Source organism: Leptospira kmetyi serovar Malaysia str. Bejo-Iso9 (assembly GCF_000243735.2).
Classification (GTDB): domain Bacteria; phylum Spirochaetota; class Leptospiria; order Leptospirales; family Leptospiraceae; genus Leptospira; species Leptospira kmetyi.
The window spans coordinates 2,945,911-2,963,593 of sequence record NZ_AHMP02000003.1 but is presented as its reverse complement, the minus strand read 5'-3'; the positions used below and the strand labels follow the sequence as shown (position 1 = coordinate 2,963,593).

The window sequence follows — 17,683 nt, the reverse complement described above, 5'->3', positions numbered from 1 at the left end:
TATGGGAACAGAATTCAGTTATTTAATTCTTCTTCTGCTCGGAGTAGTCATCCTTTTGGAGAACCGCTTGAAGAGACTCGTACTTCTTCTTGCGTTTCAAAGCGTGTTTCTTTTGGTTCCTCTTTTCGAAGAGGGAGGTTACGGAAATCACAGCTTGTTTTTGGCGGGAATGATCGTACTCTTTAAAGTGGTTTTGACTCCGTGGATCCTTTTTTGGACCGCGCGCAGAACCAACTCCGTCGAATCCACGTTTCCGAAAGTGGGTTATATTCCCACGTTTGCGCTCCTTTTGGTCGGAGCGATCGTGGGTTTTCTAATATTAGGTTTTACTAAATTTCGATTCGGTGAAGTGAATCAGATGTCCTTTCTTTACACGTTTTTGATTTTATACGTGGGAATGGTCGGTTTCGTGGTTCGACGTCATTGGGTCGGGGTGATCGCTTCGTTTGCGGTCTTTGAAAACGGAACGTTTCTTTTGACTCAGATTTTGAGAACGGAACTTCCGCTCGGGATCGAGTTCGGTTCCTTCTTAGACGCGGTGTTTATCATCGGTGCCGCGGCCACTTTGAGAATCAGCATGGAAGGTTCTTCCGAGAACGAAAAAGAAGAGGTGTCCGCATGAATCTTCTCGTTTTAAACGGAATCGGAATTGCGGTTCTATTCCTGATTCTTCTCGCTTATATTTTGGCGCCTACCAAGGGTCAAAGGCAGATCACGATGTGGTCTTTTTTGATGATCCTCTGCACGGGTTTAACCTTCGCGGCTTGGAACTTAGAAGGATTCGCGCTCCAATGGGTTTTGATCGAAGCGACAACCTTTACCGGGGCCTTGCTCGTATCTTCAAGCCGAACTTCGAAATCGTTTCCGATCGCTTGGAAATTTCTTTTGATCAATTCCTTCGGTCTTGGGATCGCGTTTTTGGGAATCATCATCGTAACCGCAACGTTACACGGAATCGATCATCCCGTAGAAGTTCTTGCCGGTAAGTTATCCGAACATCCCGAAAATCTCTGGATCGAAATCGGACTCTGGTTGGCGATCTTCGGTTATTCCGCAAAGCTCGGTTTGTTTCCGAATCACGTTTGGGTCGTCGATACATACGGCGAAAGTCCGAGTCAGATTTCCGCGTTGATCGCGTCCTTCGTTCCCGTTGCGGTGAGCTACGCGTTGCGTCCTTTCATTCACATGGATCATCAATTGTATCCGACCACGTTCAGCGCGGCGGACGGATTGTTGATCTTGGGAATCGTAACGATGTTGCAAAGTATCGTCGCGCTTTATCAACGAAACGACTTGAGAATGATGACCGCAAAGGTCGCATTATTTCACAGCGGCGCGATCGGAATCTTTCTTTGGATGGATTTGTCCGATTCGATCTTCAACTTCGTGATGGCCGGAAACATCGTATTGAAGTCCGTTCTTTTCTTAACGATGGGAATCGTGAGAATGGACGCGGGCAAAAGAGAATTGAGTAAGATCTTTCTTTCCGAATCGATCAACAAAAAAGCTCTGGCGCTTTACACGGCCTCTTTGTTCGTCGCGTTCGTTCTTCCCGGTTCTCCGATTTTCGTAAACGACCTTCTTCTTTTAAAGATGGGTTGGAATCAAGGACAGTGGTTCGTGATTACGGTTCCTTTCTTGGGACTGATCTTCTTCGGAGTTCTGCTCTACAAAACGGTTCCTCTTTTTAATCTGGAAGATCGACCTTTTGCGAAAGAGTTCGCCGGAACGTTGCAGATCCGTATGACCAACTCGCTTCTGCTTTTTATCATGGTGTTGGGTCTCGGTGTTTGGGGCTTTTATCACCTGCTTCAAGGAGAGTTTTAATGCGTAGCGTAACGGGTTTATACCCGAGAAAGGGCAAAAAAGGTTACAACCGTTTTTGGCTTTCCAGCGAAGGAGTGAGCCATGAAACCGTGGAATATTCCGAAAAGGAAGCCTTCGAAGATACCGCAAATCCGATTTGGATTTTGAGACATTCTTTGGGAACCGATCAGGGAGAAGAGGATTATTCTTCCTATGATTTCGAAAGATATCTCAACGCCGATCGTAAGACGGATCTCGAAAAGTTCGTAACGAAAAAAGGCATTAAGGATTTAGTATATAAGGGATTGAAGGTACCGATTCCAGCGAGTCATTATTCTCACGCGGTCGGACCGATCCATGCGGGCGTGATCGAACCAGGACATTTTCGTTTTATCGTAAAAGGCGAAGAGATCCGAAATCTCGACATTCGACTCGGATTTCAAAAACGCGGATTGATCGATCTGATCAAAGGAAAAGGACCGAAAGATTCTTTGCCTTATGCGGAAGCCGTTTCGGGCGACAGCACGATCTCTTATGCGATCGCGTTTTCGAGAATTTTCGAAGAAGCGCAAAAGATCGCAATTCCTCAAGAGTTGGATTTCGCGAGATTGGCTCTTTTGGAATTGGAAAGAATCGCGACCCATATCGGAGATATGGGGGCCATCGCGGGCGATATCGGTTATTATCCGTTGCAAGGAGTTTGTTCTTTGCAAAGAGGAATTCCTCTCGGAGTGATGGAAGCTCTTACCGGAAATCGTTTCGGAAGAGGCGCGTTGTCTCCGGGCAAGGTCGCGCTTCGAAAAGGACTCAACCGCGATAAGTTGAACGAACTCGCGGAAAGAATCCGTTCCGTAACGGAAGACGTCGCGGGACATTTCGAACGAGCGGCTGGAGCGTCCACAAATCGCGAACGACTTCAATCCTGCGGAGTGATTCGACAAAAACAAGTCAGACATCTCGGATTTATCGGGATGGTGGAGAAATGCACGGGACTTAGCAGAGATCTTCGTAATTTAGAAAAATCTTATACGTTTAGTTCTCCGATTTCTCTCGAATTGAACAGAGACCACATGAGAGGAGACGCTTGGGCTAGATTCTATCTTCGTTACGAAGAATTGAAGAACAGTAGCAAGTGGCTCGTGGAAGCGATTCCTAAATTGGAAGCGGCTTTGGATCCGAAACTCAACAAGTCCGTTTCCAAATCGGCCGTTAAAAAAGGAACGTATTATTCCGCGGTCGAAGGTTGGAGAGGACCGGTTCTCGTGTCCTTGGATTTGGATGCGGAAGGAACGATCGAAGAAGCCTATATCCGCGAGGCATCCGTTCCGAACTGGCACGCTCTTGAATTGGCGGTAAGGGGAGAATACATCGGAGACTTTCCGTTGAACAACAAATCCTTCAACCTGAGTTATGTGGGAGTCGACCTATGAAAATTATATTCGAGATATTGAATATTCTTCGTCCCGCAAAGACGATGAACTACAAAAAAGTTTCTCCTTTGAATCCGAACGCAAGAGGGATTCCGGTTCCAGTTTTATCGCCGACCGAATCCTGTCTTTCTTGTAAGTCTTGTGAGCAGGTTTGTCCTACACATTCTCTCAAAGTGATTTCCAAGGATAAGATCAGCTTCGATTACGGAGCTTGTTTGCAGTGTGGAAGATGTTCCGAATCCTGTTCCGATGGAAAGATCATCGATTCCGGATTTGTTCACGTGTATTCCATCGATCGTGAAGCGCTTAAGGTGACTTATACGAACGGAATGCCGGACGAAAGACAGGAAGTCGAAACCGAAGAAGTCAAACAATTCAGAAAGGCCACGAAGAAAACCGGATTTCAATTCAGAGAAGTCGCCGCGAGCGGTAACAATACAACCGAAGCGGAAATCAACGCGAGCTTCAACGCTCTATTCGACAGCGAAGCGAGCAAGATTCGTGTTGTCGCTTCTCCGAAACACGCGGATGCTCTTGTGTATTCGGGACCGGTCGGACCGAACATGGAAGGACCACTGGATACCGCTTGGGAAACCATGCCTTCTCCGAAAGCGCTCGTAGCTGCGGGATCGGAAGCGATTGCCGGAGGACTTTTTAAACTCGGCAAACTTCCGAAGGAACCGGATCTTTTTATCGGAGGAGACCCTCCTCGTCCGGACGTGATCGTATCGGCGTTTCGTTATCTGATGGGAACCAGAGAATTCTCCTTTAGAGCGGAACTCGCAAAATACGTTCAAGGCTTAAGAGAGAAAAAATAATATAAGAATTCTCTAAAATTCAAAAACCTGAATGTGTCGAAGTTCGAAAGAATTTCGGCCGTTCGGGTTTAAATGAATTTTCCCATCCTTTCCGTCGCGTAAAGCGCTTCCCTCGATTTTAAACCCATACTGGAAAACAAAGTTTCGGAGTTGATTCCGTTTAAAAGATCCACCGGGTAGGTGATCCGTTTGTCCTTTTTGGTATGAATCGGATAAAAACGTTTTTGATCCCGATAAGAATAGGTGGTCAACACGATCGTTTCCACGTCGTGAAAAACTTCTTCCAAGTTTCTTAGGAGAGTGTTCGTTTTGGAAGCGATGTTCTCGTTGATATCTTCCCAAGACGAAAGTTCCCCCGAAATTTCGACGTTGAGATGAATGAGAATCGGACCCGTCTCGGATTGTTTCGAACGATTCTTTTCCAATACTTTTCGGGCCACGTTCAATGCGTCCGTATCGTTTCCTCTTCCCGTTTTGACGAGAATCGCTTTGTTTCTTTGAAGAAGTTCGAAGCCGTCCCCGTAACAGATCAATTCTTCCGCGTGATCCAAAATCTTCCACTTTTCAGTATCGTTTAGAAAACTGATTTTGCGTCCGTGATACAAAGAATACGCGATATTCCAGAGGGATTGATACAAAAGCGCTGGAATCAAAAGAGGCGGAAGGTCCTTAACCGCAAAAAGTTTTTGAATCAACGCGTTGAATAGATCCGGTTGAATCAATTTTTGGGAAGCGAAGTCGTCCGAAACGACGATCGAAGTCACTTCGCGTATGAGATAGGACTTCATACAAAGCGCGGTTTGAAAGTCGTTGTAAAAAAGAAGTTCGGGTTCCGCGAGTAGTTCTTCGGGAGTTTTAAAATTAACGTATCTCGCCGTGGAAGGATCTTTGATCGGATATTTCAAAAACGCACGGTGAAAAATATCGGAAGAATGTTCGAATCCGAAATCTCGGATGATCTCCGTCGTATCCAAACTGTTTCCGTCTTCGAAGATCAGAGTTTCCGCCATCGTATCCGTGTTCGTAATTCCTTCCATAACATAGAGTCTGTCTTTGCGGAAAATTTTGCGAACGGCTTGTGTTTGTTCACGAATCGCTTTTCTCGCCGCGATATCGTCGTGGTTGTGGGCCGCACAACCGAGTCCGGGAAGATCGGATCGGTGCATATACGCGATAAAAAGAGCGGGAGTGTTCGGAGTGTTGCAGATCGCGTCGTTGATCAAACGATCGATCCGATTCCAAAACCAGAAGTTGTTGAGATTGGTGGAAACGATGTTTCCGTCCGTTCTACCGAAACGAATCGTAGTCACCGGATAACCTTTCAGCTTGCTTCCGTGAACGCGACCGTCGATACATTTTGTAACAAGAACCTTGGGAGCGCGACTGCTGAATTCATGAATGACATGTTGCATCCTATGAATGGTTTCCGATTGGAGAATATTCTCCTCCAAATATTGATCCAAATATCGATGAACTTCCTGCACAAAAAACCTCTTTGAAAAGAACGAAACCTGGCTCCAAGTTTAAAGGGGAGAAAAGAAATGTAAAATTGAATATTGGTTCCGAATCAAAAATCCGAACCCATTAAAAACCGATTCTCCAATAGGCGGTTCCTTTCAAACCGAAAGTTGAAAGGTATTTATTAAACATTTCTAATGTACTCGGATCGGAAATAAAACCGATTCCGTTCTCGTTTTTGAGAACGCTGAAACCGTCGGAGTCCGAAACGATTTGGGAATTCTCGCGAAACTTACGAAGGTCCTTCTGGGTGAGAATCCGAGTTTTACCGTTTCGATTCCAGAAGTAACCGTACAAAGGAAGTCCGAGCCAGAGTTTGGAACCGGGAATTCGTTCGGATAAGAATTCCAAATTTTTTTTTGTCAGAGAAAAAGAAGTCACCGGACCCGGAGCCGTTTGGGGAGAATGGAAATCGTAGCTCATCAGCACAAACTCGTCGATCGCTTCCTCGGTTAAAATATCCGCATGAACGACGGAATTTCGATTTGGAAAATCGATTTGAGGAAGGATCGCAACCGTAAGCACTTTTTCTTTCGCCAATTTATTCTTCAACGCCCTTAAGAATTTTCTAAAATTCGAAATCTCGGACGAAGGAAGAAATTCGATATCCAAATGCAAACCGGCGATCTCCGGATTTCGTATTAAATAATTTGAAAGTTCTAAAGTCGCGTTTTCGATCGTTCGATCCGATTTAAGAAATCCCGAACCCGCTTTCCCCGCCGCAGTGATCAAAGGAATCAATCGAGTTTTATAATTCTTACATAAATCCAAAAATCCTTTGGGCAACGCCGAGGATTTGAAATTGCCATTTGATAATATGACATTCCCCGTATAACTGATCGTGTGGGATTTGGAACAAACATCCACCCAATCGGAGTTAGATCCTTTTTCCAGCGAAACGAAGAGCGCGTAATTCCAATGTAACGTTTGTTCCGTCGCCCAAAGTGTGTGTCCGACAAACAACGATAGTATGGTAATAATTCTTAGGATGTTCACGTCTTACGGATTATAAAAGGATTTCATAAATTTCAATCAATCCGGGAACCTTTCAGACCGATTTTCTAATCAGATGAAAAGAACCGGAATCATCCGGGAGGAAGCGAATTTGTGGTCATCAAAGCGGGTTTAGAAGAAGCGATCTGCGACGGTTTGGAAAGACTTGGAATCGTAAATTCCGGGTCCAGACCCAAAGTACGTTTTCATTCCTCCAGTCTAAACGAAATCTATCTCGCAACCGTTCCTCATCATACCTTTGCCGTTAAGGTCATCGCAAACAAGGAGATGGCAGAAACCGAAAAAGAATCCTTGGAACAACTCTTTCGAATCGGCGCTCGTGTTCCAGAATGTTACGGGATCGTTCAGGCCGGAGTTTCCTGGCTTTTAGTAATGGATTATATCGAATCCGGCGCGACAACCTCCGGAGCTCGCGAAGATTTAATCCGAAGTCTGAAACTTCTCTATCGAAAGGATTCGAATTCTTGGGGATGGAAAAGGAATAATTTCATTGGAACGCTTCCGCAAAAGAATCGTTGGCATTCGAGTTTTCGGGAATTCTTTTGGGAAAGTCGCTTAACAACTCAATTGGATATGGCGATCGCAAGACGATTGATTACGGCCAAGGACGTGGAAAACGTTACGGAAGTATTTCAAAAGTTTACGGAAGAATGGTCCCTCGATCAAAGCAGACCGAGATTGATCCACGGAGATCTCTGGTCCGGAAATATTCTCACCGGAAAAAACGGACATTCCTATCTGATCGATCCTTCGATTTCGTTTTCTCATCCCGAACAGGATCTTGCGATGTTGAACTTATTTGGAAGTTCCTTAAATCTGGAAGAGATGCAACAAATTCTTTCCTCTTGCGGCATAGACGATCCGGAACATCTTAAGGATAGAATTCCTTTTTGGCAGATGTATCCCGTTTTGGTCCATATCAATCTGTTCGGTCCTTCTTATCTTTCTTCACTCAGACAAATTCTTCGCTATTACGGTAAAAGTTAATTCTTCCTCGTTCATGAATTGCTTGCTTGATCCGTTTGTAAAAAGAAGATAAGCGGATCATGAAACTTTCGGGCAATACGATTTTAATCACAGGCGCAACTTCCGGAATCGGTTTGGAACTTGCAAAAAGATTTGCGGGTCTGGGAAACACGGTCATCGCATTGGGAAGAAACAAGGAATCGCTTTCTCGTTTGTCTTCCGTTCCCGGAATCGAAACCGTTCGATGCGATCTTACAAAACCCGCCGATTTCGATAAGTTGATTACTTTAATACGGAAAAAATATCCTTCGCTTAACATTTTGATCAACAACGCTGGAATTCAATTCAATCCGGATTTTTCCAAGGACCCCGATCAAACGGATGCGATCGAAAAGGAAATCCAAACCAACTTGACGATTCCGATTCGTCTGATTTCCATTTTGATTCCCGTTTTAAAATCGAATTTCAATGCGGCGATCGTCAACGTAACCTCGGGTCTGGCGTTGGTTCCGAAACGTTCCGCACCTCTTTATTGCGGAACGAAAGCCGGGCTTCATATGTTTACGGAAGCGCTTCGTTATCAACTCGAAGGAACGAACGTAAAGGTGATCGAAATGCTTCCTCCTCAAGTCGATACGCCGATGACCGCAGGACGAGGAAAGAATAAGTTGACCACCGCCGCGCTTACGGACGAGTTTATCGCCGCGTTGGAAAAGGACAGGGAATATATCGGAATCGGAGTCGTAAAGTATCTCGGAGTAGCGCTTAGACTATTTCCTTCCTTGATTTACAGAATGATCAAAAATGCATAAACATGCGGAACCTTTCCGTTTCAAAATCGAATTCAAAATTTAGAATGTAGTGATCGAGGACTTCTCTTGAACCAAAACAGCCATTCGTTAAAACCCGAAGATTCGGTGATCGACGTTCGAAACGTAATCAAACGTTTTAAAAATACGGTCGCCGTAAACGATCTCAGTCTTCAGATTCAAAAGGGAGAATTTGTCGCCTTACTCGGACCGAACGGAGCGGGTAAAACAACTCTGATCGAAATGCTCGAAGGAATTCAAGAACCGAACGGAGGTTCCATTTCGATTTTGGGAACGACCTGGAAACAAAACGAAACGTTTTTACGTTCCAAGATCGGATTGGCTTTGCAGGAAACCCGTTTTATGGATCGAATCACGGTCCAGGAAACTTTGGATCTGTTCGGAACCTTTTACAAAAGTAAAAAGGAAAGACTGAACGAAATTCTCGAGCTGATCAATCTCGAAGAAAAACAAAAAACGTACGTGGGAAATCTTTCCGGCGGCCAAAGGCAACGGTTGGCGCTCGGCGTATCTATATTAAATTATCCTGAAATACTTTTTTTGGACGAGCCGACGACCGGATTGGATCCCGGCGCGAGAAGAGACGTTTGGAAAATTCTCGATCGTTTAAGACAAAATAAAACTACGATGATTCTCACCACACATTACATGGAAGAGGCGGAAACCCTTTGCGAAAGAATCATCATCATGGACAAGGGAAAAATTTTGGATCAGGGAACTCTTCCCGAACTTTTAGGAAGAACGGACGGAGGAGAAATCATTCGACTTTCCATGGAAGACGGTTCCAATCCCGAAAGTTGGATTCCTTCTTCGGGAATGTATAAATTCTTTTGGAATTCCGGAAAGTCGGAAGCGAGAATTTACGTTTCGGCGATCGCGGATTATTTGCCGGAGTTGATGAGGACGATTTCGAACTCAGGTAAAAAGTTAAACGCATTAGAATGTCATAAAAAAACGTTAGACGATCTTTTCCTCAGCATGACGGGAAGAGGACTGGAAGAATGAAACAGATATTTCAATTGGTCAGCATTCAACTCAAGGAATTTTATCGGGAACCGGGGATTCTGTTTTGGGCCTTTGTGTTTCCGATCGCGATGGCGGGCGTTCTCGGGATCGCATTTAAGAATCGAGGCTCGGAAGAAGTAAAAATCGCAATATTAGAAAATTCTTATCAAATCGAAGAACTCAAGAAGATTTTGGATTCTTCTTCGATCGAAAAGAGCGACTCGAACCAATCGAACGATAAAACGGCGACACCGAATCCGGGCTCTCTGCCTTCGCTTAAGTTTTTGATTCTTTCCAAACAGGATGCGATCCGAGATCTCAAACGAGGAAAACTCAACGTCATCGTGGAAAGAACCCACGACGGAAAAATTCATTTCTCTTTCGATTCGGACAATCCGAACGGTCAGAGAGATTATCTTTTGATTCTCGCAAAAATCCGATCGGGTAAAACCGATTTTGAATCGCAGGTGGATCGACTCGATTCCAAGGGAACGCGTTACATCGACTACTTGGTTCCGGGAATGCTCGCAATGGGAGTTATGAATTCCTGTCTTTGGGGCGTGGGTTGGAATCTGATCGAGATGAGAATGAAAAAACTTTTACGCAGAATGTCTGCGACTCCGATGAACAAGTTATATTTTCTTCTTTCGTTCTTCTTTACCCGTTTGATCGTAACGGCCGTCGAGTCCGCGATCTTGTTGGGTTTTACTCTTCTTACGTTTGAAAATTCTTTCGAAGGTTCGATCGGGGCCGCGCTTCTCGTTTATCTTGCGGGAAACTTTGCGTTTGCTTGTATCGGAATGTTCATAGGTTCCAGGGCGGCCGGTTCTCAAGTGGGGAACGGCCTCGTAAATGCAGTTACGTTTCCGATGATGGTCCTTTCGGGAATCTTTTTCTCGTATCAAAATTTTCCCGAAGTCGTACTTCCGTTTATCAGAAATCTTCCTTTGACGTTGATGGCCGATTCTTTACGCGCCGTTTTTATAGAAGGGGCCGGTTTGATGTTCGTAATTCCGACCGTCATTTCTTTGCTCGTATACGGGATCGTATTTCTTTTTATAGGAAGCAGAATTTTTCGCTGGTCTTGATTTGTGCGGATTAAATAGTTTCAGAGATGCTTTCTTCTTCTCTGAGACAAACCGCATATTCCGCTTTTCTAAAGCCTTTTTTTCTTTCTCTCGATCCCGAGACGGCGCACGAGCTTGCAAAGAATCTTCTCGGAGCGAGCCAAAAAATTCCCGGAGTTTTATCGGTCATCGACGCGATGACCTCTTATCGAAGCGATCGTTTAAAAACGAAAGTCGCCGGAATCGAATTCGAAAATCCGTTGGGAATGGGCGCGGGTTTTGATAAAACGGGCGAACTTTATCCTTTTCTTTCTCGAATGGGTTTCGGTCATATCGAAGTCGGAACGATCACCGGACAAGAACAACCCGGAAATCCCAAACCGAGAGTGTTTCGTTATCCCGAAAATCAGGCCTTGATCAATCGAATGGGTTTTAACAATCCCGGCGCGGACTTGGCGGAAAAAATTCTTTCTTCCCAAAAAAAAGGAAAGATTCGAGGGATCAATGCCGGAAAGACAAAAATCGTTCCCGAAGAAAAAGCGATCGAGGATTACGTCTATACTTTAAAAAAACTTTCACCTTACGCGGATTATACGGTCATCAATATCAGTTCGCCGAACACGCCCGGTTTGAGAAATTTTCAGAAGCAGGAAAACTTCGTTTCTTTGATCCAAGGAATTCGAAACGGATTAGGAAAGAATTTTAAAATTCCGATGTTCGTTAAATTTGCGCCGGACATGGAACACAAAGACCTCGAAGCGTTACTCGAAACATCCATAAATCTAAAGATCGACGGCGTGATCTTGACCAACACGACGATCGACAAATCTTCTCTGAAACGATATCCGAACGTGGAAAAAGAAGGCGGACTTTCCGGCGCTCCTCTTAGGGATCGTTCGACCGAATTCGTACGTGTAGCGTATCGAATTTTAAAGGGAAGAATTCCGATCATCGGAGTTGGCGGAATCGATTCGGGAAAAGCGGCCTTGGAAAAAATTCTCGCGGGCGCTGACTTAATCCAAATTTATACCGGTTATATTTATCAGGGCCCTTTTCTACCGTTGAGGATTCTGGAATTTTTGGATCGGTTCTTAAAAAAACAAGATCTAAAATCCGTATCCGAATTGGTTGGAAAAGAAAAGGATATAGGATTCAATCCTAAATAGTTTAGGATCATTTCGTTTTAAATTTTGAATTCGAATCGGAATGAGAAACGAATCGACTGCTTCGGAATATTATGGCTTTCTCAATGAAAGCTCGGGAAAATGGAAATATGTTGGGAAGATCTTTAGTTATAATTTGTATCTTATGTTCTTTCGTTTGGGGTTGTCCGATCCAACAAGGAAAAGACGACGACACTTCCAAAAACCTCCAGTTGTTGTTCGGACTTTATGCGATCAACGAAGCGCTCTATCATTGTGAAGCGGCCGAGAATGTTCGGACCAGCGGAAGCGCGCCGAACTTCAGCGTTTCCAATTCCACTTTAAGTCAGGTTCTTTTAACCGAAAGCGGCGCTTATGCGGACGGTGGAACCGCGTATCTTGTCGGAACAGTTCAGTTTGCCGGTCTTGGAAAAGACAATCCGATGGGAATCGTTTATACGGAACAAAATCACGCGTTCGCTTCCAATCCGAATCGTTTTATTTATCCTCTTTGGCAGACTTCTTTCGGAAATCTGATTCAAGACAATGGAAAGAGCGAATCGGCGGGTTATCGATCGACGACGACGGCCTTTCCGGTCGGTGCGACTTCTGGATATTACGCTCCGAGTTCCGGTTATAATAATTTCATCAGCAACGCGTTAGGCGCCGATTTCATCTTTCCGAGCGCACCGAGTCCTTCCGTAATTACGAGAAGAGTCACGAACAATACGGTTCAAACCTGCGAAGAATATAAGTTCCGTGCGGAACCGAACGGTGCATTCGGAAATTCTAATTCAGGTTTGAGCAAGGTTTGGCAATCCAGAAAAAAATTGAACATCAATTTGATCTTTATTCCGGGTGCGGTAACGACTCCGACCACTGCGGGAATGGCGACGATGATTCAAACGTTGAAGGATATATACGCGCAGAGTACGGTTAAGATCGACGTGACGGTAACAGCGAGCATCGCCGCGGCCGGAGCTTCTTACTTAACGATCGCAAATATCACGGACGATTACGGAGATGTAGTCAATTCTTTAGGTTCTCTTTATAGAAGTAATCCATCCGCGGTTCAAGACGCGAACTCTTTGAATATCTATGTAACGAGAGATTATACGGTATCGAGCAGCGCACCCGCTGGAATTTTAGGAATCTCTTCGGGCATTCCCGGAATTCCGGTAACGGGAACGCCGAAATCGGGAATGATCGTATTCATCGAAAATCATAGAACCGCTACGGGTTGCGGAACCACGGGACAGGATTTAACCTGCGCATCGGATCAGATATTTCTCGCAAAGACGATTGCGCACGAAGGCGGACATTATTTGGGATTGTATCATCCCGTCGAAAAAGACGTCGTGAAAGGACGTTATTCTTTGGATCCGTTACCCGAAACACCCGAATGTAGAGATCAAAACGGAAACAATCTCGTCGGTTTGGGAGAATGTTTAGGCGACGGGTTTTACAACAGTGGTGGACTCAATCTTATGTTTTGGGCGGGAAATCCGACCATCAATCAAATTCAGTTAACCGGAGAACAAGGTTGGGTGCTTCGTTCGCATCCTCTTGTATATTAACAAAATGGAATTTAATAAATATCTTATGAAATCTATGAATTCGAAAACGAATCTTACCCGAATTTTTGCGTTTACCGTTCTATTTATATCTCTTTTTTCGGTCGCGCAGGTTCAGGCCTTGGATCCGAATCAATATCAAAAGATCAAAGCGATCGTAACACAAACGGGACACGCGGATAAGGAAACTCTTATCCGTGAAATTTACGCGATTAATTCCGCTCCTCAGGAATATTTGATCGCGATCGCGAAAGATCCTGAATTGAGAGTGTATGCGATTTCTCAGATCAACGAACTGATCGCCGATTTCGGGGGAAACTCGGCGAAGAATTATTTGGAATCCACGATTTCAAACGAAAACGCACATCCGTCGATTCGAAGTTCGGCTGTGTTTTCTTACGGAAAATCGTTTTATTTTCAGGATAAGAATCAAACGGAGAATTTTCTAAAACAATATTCTTCTCATGATCGAATCGGAACTTCGATTCAAAATACTTTGAAAGAACTTCGTACCGGAAAAATCAATTCGGTTCGATTTTCGGATAGAATCAAAAAGGAAAACTTGGATAAGATCAAGGATAAGAATATAAAAAGATCCGAACCATCCAATCGAAATCCGGAATAAGATCGAATTACGGAGAAGCGGATTCGTTCGGGTTATTACCGGCGGCTTGTCTGCAGATTCCTTTTTCTTTCCAATCCAATTTCCATTCGGTTGCGGAAGAATCGTCCTTAAACAATCGCACGATCAAATTGGAACACGCATAACGCACATTATAGTCCACGACTTCGTATTCTCCCGAATAACGATACCAATGCGTTTCCATATCGCTTCCCGCCATCGGTTCGCCGATCTTCAGGTTTTCGATCGTTTTCCCCTTCCATCGATCTTGAAGAAGACCGTCTTCGATCAACTTCAGAGCGACTTCCTTATCCGGAGATTCTTTGCCGGGATCGGATAAGACTATATTCTTTCCGAAACCGAGTTCCGAAAAAAGCCAACCTTTTGTACGAACAAAAACATAGTTCGCCCCGACTTCGGTACGCGTTATGCTACCGTCCTTGCGTTTTGTTGTTACTAAAAATGGAAATTTGTATAATATATCCGCGTTCGATTTCGAGTTTTCGATGAGAACAGGTTCGCCGTTGCTTTCGATGGATTGAATTTTATCGCCGACGTTTTTTTTGAGCCAATGAATCTGAACGTCTTTTTTCGCCTTTTCTTCGTCGGGAGGACCTGCTAGTTGGGCGCCTAACACGGTGGGCATTAAAACGAGCAAAGCAATTCCTGCTAACGCAAAGACATTTTTCATAGCCCCATTATTAAAGTGCTCTTTTACATCTTGTCAATGAATTTAAAGTTGACCTGAGAACGGGAAAGCGAGAGACAAAGTTCGTTGAAACAAATTCATTTAATCAGGCATTCCAAATCGGACTGGGAATCGGAATTCAAATCCGATCACGAAAGACCTCTTTCGGAAAGAGGAAAGAAAAATGCTCGCTCTCTTCGTAAGTATTTAGCGAAGATAGAGTTCAAGACGGATCTATTTTTAGTTTCGGATTCTAAAAGGACCCTGGATACTTATAAGATTATATCAAAGAAAAGAGATTTGTCCTCCGAAATGATAGTTACAGAAGAATTGTATGAGTCGGACAGCGAAGACATTCTCGCAAAAATCAGAAAGCTCGATTCCAAAATATTGAGCACAACTTTATTAGGTCATAATCCCGGCATGGAAGAAATCGCAAACCGACTCATTCGAGGTAAAGAAGATTTGTCATCGTCCGAATCCGTGTTTTATAAGTTTCCGACTTCCGGTTTTTTAAGTATACAAATCGAAACCGAATCTTGGGAAGAATCGGGTAAGGTTCCCGGAAAAATAATTCGCTTTTGGATACCCGGATGAACAAAACCGTTTCCGACATTTTACATCCTCGTTTTACTCAGGAAGAAATTTCCCAAAAGGTGAAAGCCCTCGCTTCCGAAATCGCAAAGGATTATAAAAAACTAAATCCGGTATTGATCTGCGTATTGAAGGGCGGCGTTTATTTTTTTACGGATCTAACAAGAGCGATTCCTTTTTCGGTCGAGATCGACTTCGTTCAAGCGAAGTCCTATTCCGGAACCGTTTCCTTAGGAAAGGTCGATTTGATAAAAGACATCAACACGGATCTTTCGGACCGTCATGTGATCCTTGTGGAAGACATTTTAGACACCGGCTTTACTCTTCAATATCTCGTGCGTCATATCTTTACGCGAAATCCTGCGAGTCTCGAGATCGTTACTCTTCTTCTTAAGGAAAGAAAAAATATTCTAGAATTTCCGGTGAAGTACGTCGGCTGGAGAATTCCGGACGAGTTCGTGGTGGGTTACGGTTTGGATTTCGACGGAAAGTATAGAAATCTTCCGGATATTCACGTTTTGGAACCCGGAGACTACAACGTCTGATTTTTTCGGAATGCCTCGAATTTAAAAGAACCGATTCATTTTTCCGCCGATTTATTTCTTTATCAGCAACTTCGTTTTAATATCCGATCCTTGAAGCGAGTTCGATTCCGTTTCAGTTTTTACCGATTCCGTAAAAAAAATGTTTTTTACTCCGGGAAACTTTCATATTTTAGCATGCAGAGCGAATTATAAGAAACTACCGGCTCCGTTCTTGCATCGTTCAGAGAAGGTAAAAAAATAAATCAGTTTCAGGATACATTGTAAATGGAGCATCATTCCCTCTCCCTTTTAAACGATATTGCATTAAGCATCATTTTCGCTACGTTCTTTTCCCATATCGCAAGAGTCACAAAACAACCGTTGATTCTGGGTTATGTGGCCGGGGGACTTTTGCTCGGACCGAATTTGGGTCTGGGACTTGTGGTAAACGAAGAAAGCATCGAGTTGATTTCAGAGATCGGTTTGATTCTTCTTTTGTTCATCATCGGTCTTGAAATCGATTTGAAAGAATTGGCACGCATGGGTAAGTCCATGTTTATTCTCGGGATCAGTCAGTTCGTATTTTGCGTGTTGTTCGGACTTTTCTTTTTTAAGGGAATTCTTTCCGGTTCATCGGGTAAGTTCGATCTTTTATATTTCTCCATCGCGCTTGCGATCAGTTCGACGATGATCGTCGTCAAACTTCTGCACGATAAATTCGAAGTCAGTACGATCGCAGGTCGTCTGACGATCGGTGTTCTGGTCCTTCAGGATATTTGGGCGATCATCTTTATGGGAGTTCAACCGAACCTTCAAGATCCTCAGATTTTAAAAATCGCAGGTTCTCTCGGAATCGGTTTGGTTTTAATCTGCGTCGCATTCTTAATCAGTAGATTCTTTTTATCGAGATTGTTTCAAGCCGCCGCATCCAAACCGGAATTGATTCTGATCACATCGATCGCATGGTGTTTTTTACTCTGCGGTTTTGCGGAAAGAGCGGGACTTTCTAAAGAGATGGGGGCTTTGATCGCGGGTGTAAGTATCGCCGCGTTTCCGTACGGCGCCGATGTCATCGCAAAACTTTCCGGAATCCGAGACTTCTTTATCACTCTATTCTTCGTCGCGCTCGGAATGAAAATTCCGATTCCTTCGATTCAAATTATCACGGTTTCTTTGATTGCGGTCGTGTTCGTGATCTTCAGCAGAGTGATCACCGTCGCGACTCCGGTTTATTTTTCGGGTAAAGGTTTAAGAGCGGGAATCGTCACGGGTTTGAACCTGGCGCAAATCAGCGAGTTCTCGCTTGTGATTCTCGCGTTGGGAATGGGCTACGGACATATCAGCAAAGAATTGGAATCCACCGTTCTGACTTCGATGATTCTCGCGTCCGTGGTTTCGACTTACATCATTCTTTTCAACGATCCGATTTCAAGATTCATTCTTAAGTTGTTGGGAATGATCGGTCTGAAGGAAAAAGAAGAGGATAGAACCGAATCCGATATCACCGGCCAACCGAAAAGGGATATCGTCATTCTCGGTTATTTTAGAATCGCCCAAGGACTTTTGGAAGGAATCGAACGCGAAAAGCCGGAATGGCTCAATCGGATTTTGATCGTGGACTTCAATCCCGTTTTTCGTCAATCTCTCGAAGCCAAGGGAATCCGTTGGGCTTACGGCGACTTGGCGAACCCGGAAACGCTTCATCACCTCGGAATCGAAGATGCAAGATACGTAATATGCACGATTTCTGATATGATTCTCAAGGGAACCACAAATCGAAGACTTCTGGAATCCCTCAAAGGAATTTGTCATCATACTCAACCTTCGATCATTCTCACCACAGACGACGCTCAAGAAGCGGAAATTCTCGTTTCCAGCGGGGCCGCGCACGTGATCGTCCCGGGAAGAATCAGCGGTATGTCCCTCTTTAAAGAAATGAAAACGATCGTGGATCATACCAAAAACGGAGTTGAAAAATCCGTTTTGAAAACGTTGAACAACCCGTCTGCGACCTTACCCGATTCTAAGAAGAAAAAAGCCGTGAGGAAAAAGAAGGTTTCGAAGTCTAAAGTAAAAGGGAAGTAA

Annotated in this window: 17 protein-coding genes; 14 read left to right on the top strand and 3 right to left on the bottom strand. The window is 44.2% G+C overall.

What is annotated here, in order from left to right; translation table 11 throughout:
• The first annotated feature begins 1 nt into the window (after position 1).
• From LEP1GSC052_RS16240 to LEP1GSC052_RS16225, 4 genes are read left to right on the top strand one after another with little or no spacing between them, the layout of a single operon-like run.
• Entirely contained in the window at positions 2-622 is a 621-nt protein-coding gene (locus LEP1GSC052_RS16240) for a formate hydrogenase (protein WP_010573200.1), read from the top strand.
• Entirely contained in the window at positions 619-1,827 is a 1,209-nt protein-coding gene (locus tag LEP1GSC052_RS16235; RefSeq protein ID WP_010573201.1) for a proton-conducting transporter transmembrane domain-containing protein, read from the top strand. Before LEP1GSC052_RS16240 ends, LEP1GSC052_RS16235 begins: the two co-directional genes overlap by 4 nt.
• Entirely contained in the window at positions 1,827-3,236 is a 1,410-nt protein-coding gene (locus LEP1GSC052_RS16230; RefSeq protein ID WP_010573202.1) for a hydrogenase large subunit, read from the top strand. Before LEP1GSC052_RS16235 ends, LEP1GSC052_RS16230 begins: the two co-directional genes overlap by 1 nt.
• Positions 3,233-4,054, top strand: a complete 822-nt coding sequence (locus LEP1GSC052_RS16225; protein WP_010573203.1) for an NADH-quinone oxidoreductase subunit B family protein — start codon at positions 3,233-3,235, stop codon at positions 4,052-4,054. Before LEP1GSC052_RS16230 ends, LEP1GSC052_RS16225 begins: the two co-directional genes overlap by 4 nt.
• A gap of 68 nt (positions 4,055-4,122) precedes the next feature.
• On the opposite strand, the gene LEP1GSC052_RS16220 is transcribed toward LEP1GSC052_RS16225, so the two are convergent.
• Together LEP1GSC052_RS16220 and LEP1GSC052_RS16215 are read right to left on the bottom strand one after the other, a co-directional pair.
• A complete protein-coding gene (locus LEP1GSC052_RS16220) occupies positions 4,123-5,538 on the bottom strand; it encodes a hypothetical protein (RefSeq protein WP_010573204.1) in 1,416 nt (471 codons plus the stop codon).
• Between the two features lie 100 nt (positions 5,539-5,638).
• A complete protein-coding gene (locus LEP1GSC052_RS16215; RefSeq protein ID WP_084492246.1) occupies positions 5,639-6,568 on the bottom strand; it encodes a glycosyl hydrolase family 18 protein in 930 nt (309 codons plus the stop codon).
• A gap of 111 nt (positions 6,569-6,679) precedes the next feature.
• Here LEP1GSC052_RS16215 and LEP1GSC052_RS16210 point away from each other — a divergent pair, with 111 nt between their 5' ends.
• From LEP1GSC052_RS16210 to LEP1GSC052_RS16180, 7 genes are all read left to right on the top strand, one after another.
• Positions 6,680-7,573, top strand: a complete 894-nt coding sequence (locus LEP1GSC052_RS16210; protein ID WP_010573205.1) for a fructosamine kinase family protein — start codon at positions 6,680-6,682, stop codon at positions 7,571-7,573.
• A 59-nt stretch (positions 7,574-7,632) separates the two neighbouring features.
• Complete coding sequence (locus tag LEP1GSC052_RS16205) at positions 7,633-8,364, top strand: SDR family oxidoreductase (protein ID WP_010573206.1); 732 nt, start codon at positions 7,633-7,635, stop codon at positions 8,362-8,364.
• 66 nt (positions 8,365-8,430) lie between these two features.
• Positions 8,431-9,387 carry an ABC transporter ATP-binding protein gene (locus LEP1GSC052_RS16200; protein ID WP_010573207.1) on the top strand — a complete coding sequence of 319 codons (957 nt, stop codon included), beginning with the start codon at positions 8,431-8,433 and terminating at the stop codon, positions 9,385-9,387.
• A complete protein-coding gene (locus LEP1GSC052_RS16195) occupies positions 9,384-10,475 on the top strand; it encodes an ABC transporter permease (RefSeq protein WP_010573208.1) in 1,092 nt (363 codons plus the stop codon). The genes LEP1GSC052_RS16200 and LEP1GSC052_RS16195 overlap by 4 nt, the downstream gene beginning before the upstream one ends.
• A 26-nt stretch (positions 10,476-10,501) precedes the next feature.
• Entirely contained in the window at positions 10,502-11,620 is a 1,119-nt protein-coding gene (locus tag LEP1GSC052_RS16190) for a quinone-dependent dihydroorotate dehydrogenase (RefSeq protein WP_020985926.1), read from the top strand.
• A 107-nt stretch (positions 11,621-11,727) separates the two neighbouring features.
• Positions 11,728-13,173 carry a M43 family metalopeptidase leptolysin gene (locus LEP1GSC052_RS16185; RefSeq protein ID WP_020986029.1) on the top strand — a complete coding sequence of 482 codons (1,446 nt, stop codon included), beginning with the start codon at positions 11,728-11,730 and terminating at the stop codon, positions 13,171-13,173.
• A gap of 34 nt (positions 13,174-13,207) precedes the next feature.
• A complete protein-coding gene (locus LEP1GSC052_RS16180) occupies positions 13,208-13,795 on the top strand; it encodes a hypothetical protein (RefSeq protein ID WP_051185419.1) in 588 nt (195 codons plus the stop codon).
• Between the two features lie 7 nt (positions 13,796-13,802).
• Here the strand turns inward: LEP1GSC052_RS16180 and LEP1GSC052_RS16175 are convergent, their stop codons facing one another.
• The gene (locus LEP1GSC052_RS16175) at positions 13,803-14,483 is read right to left on the bottom strand and encodes a hypothetical protein (protein WP_040913092.1); all 681 of its coding nucleotides are present in this window, start codon (positions 14,481-14,483) and stop codon (positions 13,803-13,805) included.
• 84 nt (positions 14,484-14,567) lie between these two features.
• Here LEP1GSC052_RS16175 and LEP1GSC052_RS16170 point away from each other — a divergent pair, with 84 nt between their 5' ends.
• The 3 genes from LEP1GSC052_RS16170 to LEP1GSC052_RS16160 all read left to right on the top strand — a co-directional run bounded on the left by LEP1GSC052_RS16170 (position 14,568) and on the right by LEP1GSC052_RS16160 (position 17,683).
• Positions 14,568-15,077 (top strand): SixA phosphatase family protein, encoded by a 510-nt coding sequence (locus tag LEP1GSC052_RS16170; protein WP_010573212.1) that lies wholly within the window; start codon positions 14,568-14,570, stop codon positions 15,075-15,077.
• Positions 15,074-15,619 carry a hypoxanthine phosphoribosyltransferase gene (gene hpt / locus LEP1GSC052_RS16165; protein WP_020986093.1) on the top strand — a complete coding sequence of 182 codons (546 nt, stop codon included), beginning with the start codon at positions 15,074-15,076 and terminating at the stop codon, positions 15,617-15,619. The genes LEP1GSC052_RS16170 and hpt overlap by 4 nt, the downstream gene beginning before the upstream one ends.
• A 264-nt stretch (positions 15,620-15,883) precedes the next feature.
• The gene (locus LEP1GSC052_RS16160; protein WP_010573214.1) at positions 15,884-17,683 is read left to right on the top strand and encodes a cation:proton antiporter; all 1,800 of its coding nucleotides are present in this window, start codon (positions 15,884-15,886) and stop codon (positions 17,681-17,683) included.

Bases quoted from the DNA above. Each gene is read 5' to 3' on its own strand.
- LEP1GSC052_RS16240 (WP_010573200.1), top strand. From the start codon at position 2: ATGGGAACAGAATTCAGTTATTTAATTCTTCTTCTGCTCGGAGTAGTC.
- LEP1GSC052_RS16235 (WP_010573201.1), top strand. From the start codon at position 619: ATGAATCTTCTCGTTTTAAACGGAATCGGAATTGCGGTTCTATTCCTG.
- LEP1GSC052_RS16230 (WP_010573202.1), top strand. From the start codon at position 1,827: ATGCGTAGCGTAACGGGTTTATACCCGAGAAAGGGCAAAAAAGGTTAC.
- LEP1GSC052_RS16225 (WP_010573203.1), top strand. From the start codon at position 3,233: ATGAAAATTATATTCGAGATATTGAATATTCTTCGTCCCGCAAAGACG.
- LEP1GSC052_RS16205 (WP_010573206.1), top strand. From the start codon at position 7,633: ATGAAACTTTCGGGCAATACGATTTTAATCACAGGCGCAACTTCCGGA.
- LEP1GSC052_RS16195 (WP_010573208.1), top strand. From the start codon at position 9,384: ATGAAACAGATATTTCAATTGGTCAGCATTCAACTCAAGGAATTTTAT.
- LEP1GSC052_RS16190 (WP_020985926.1), top strand. From the start codon at position 10,502: ATGCTTTCTTCTTCTCTGAGACAAACCGCATATTCCGCTTTTCTAAAG.
- LEP1GSC052_RS16185 (WP_020986029.1), top strand. From the start codon at position 11,728: ATGTTGGGAAGATCTTTAGTTATAATTTGTATCTTATGTTCTTTCGTT.
- LEP1GSC052_RS16180 (WP_051185419.1), top strand. From the start codon at position 13,208: ATGAATTCGAAAACGAATCTTACCCGAATTTTTGCGTTTACCGTTCTA.
- LEP1GSC052_RS16175 (WP_040913092.1), bottom strand. From the start codon at position 14,483: ATGAAAAATGTCTTTGCGTTAGCAGGAATTGCTTTGCTCGTTTTAATG.
- hpt (WP_020986093.1), top strand. From the start codon at position 15,074: ATGAACAAAACCGTTTCCGACATTTTACATCCTCGTTTTACTCAGGAA.
- LEP1GSC052_RS16160 (WP_010573214.1), top strand. From the start codon at position 15,884: ATGGAGCATCATTCCCTCTCCCTTTTAAACGATATTGCATTAAGCATC.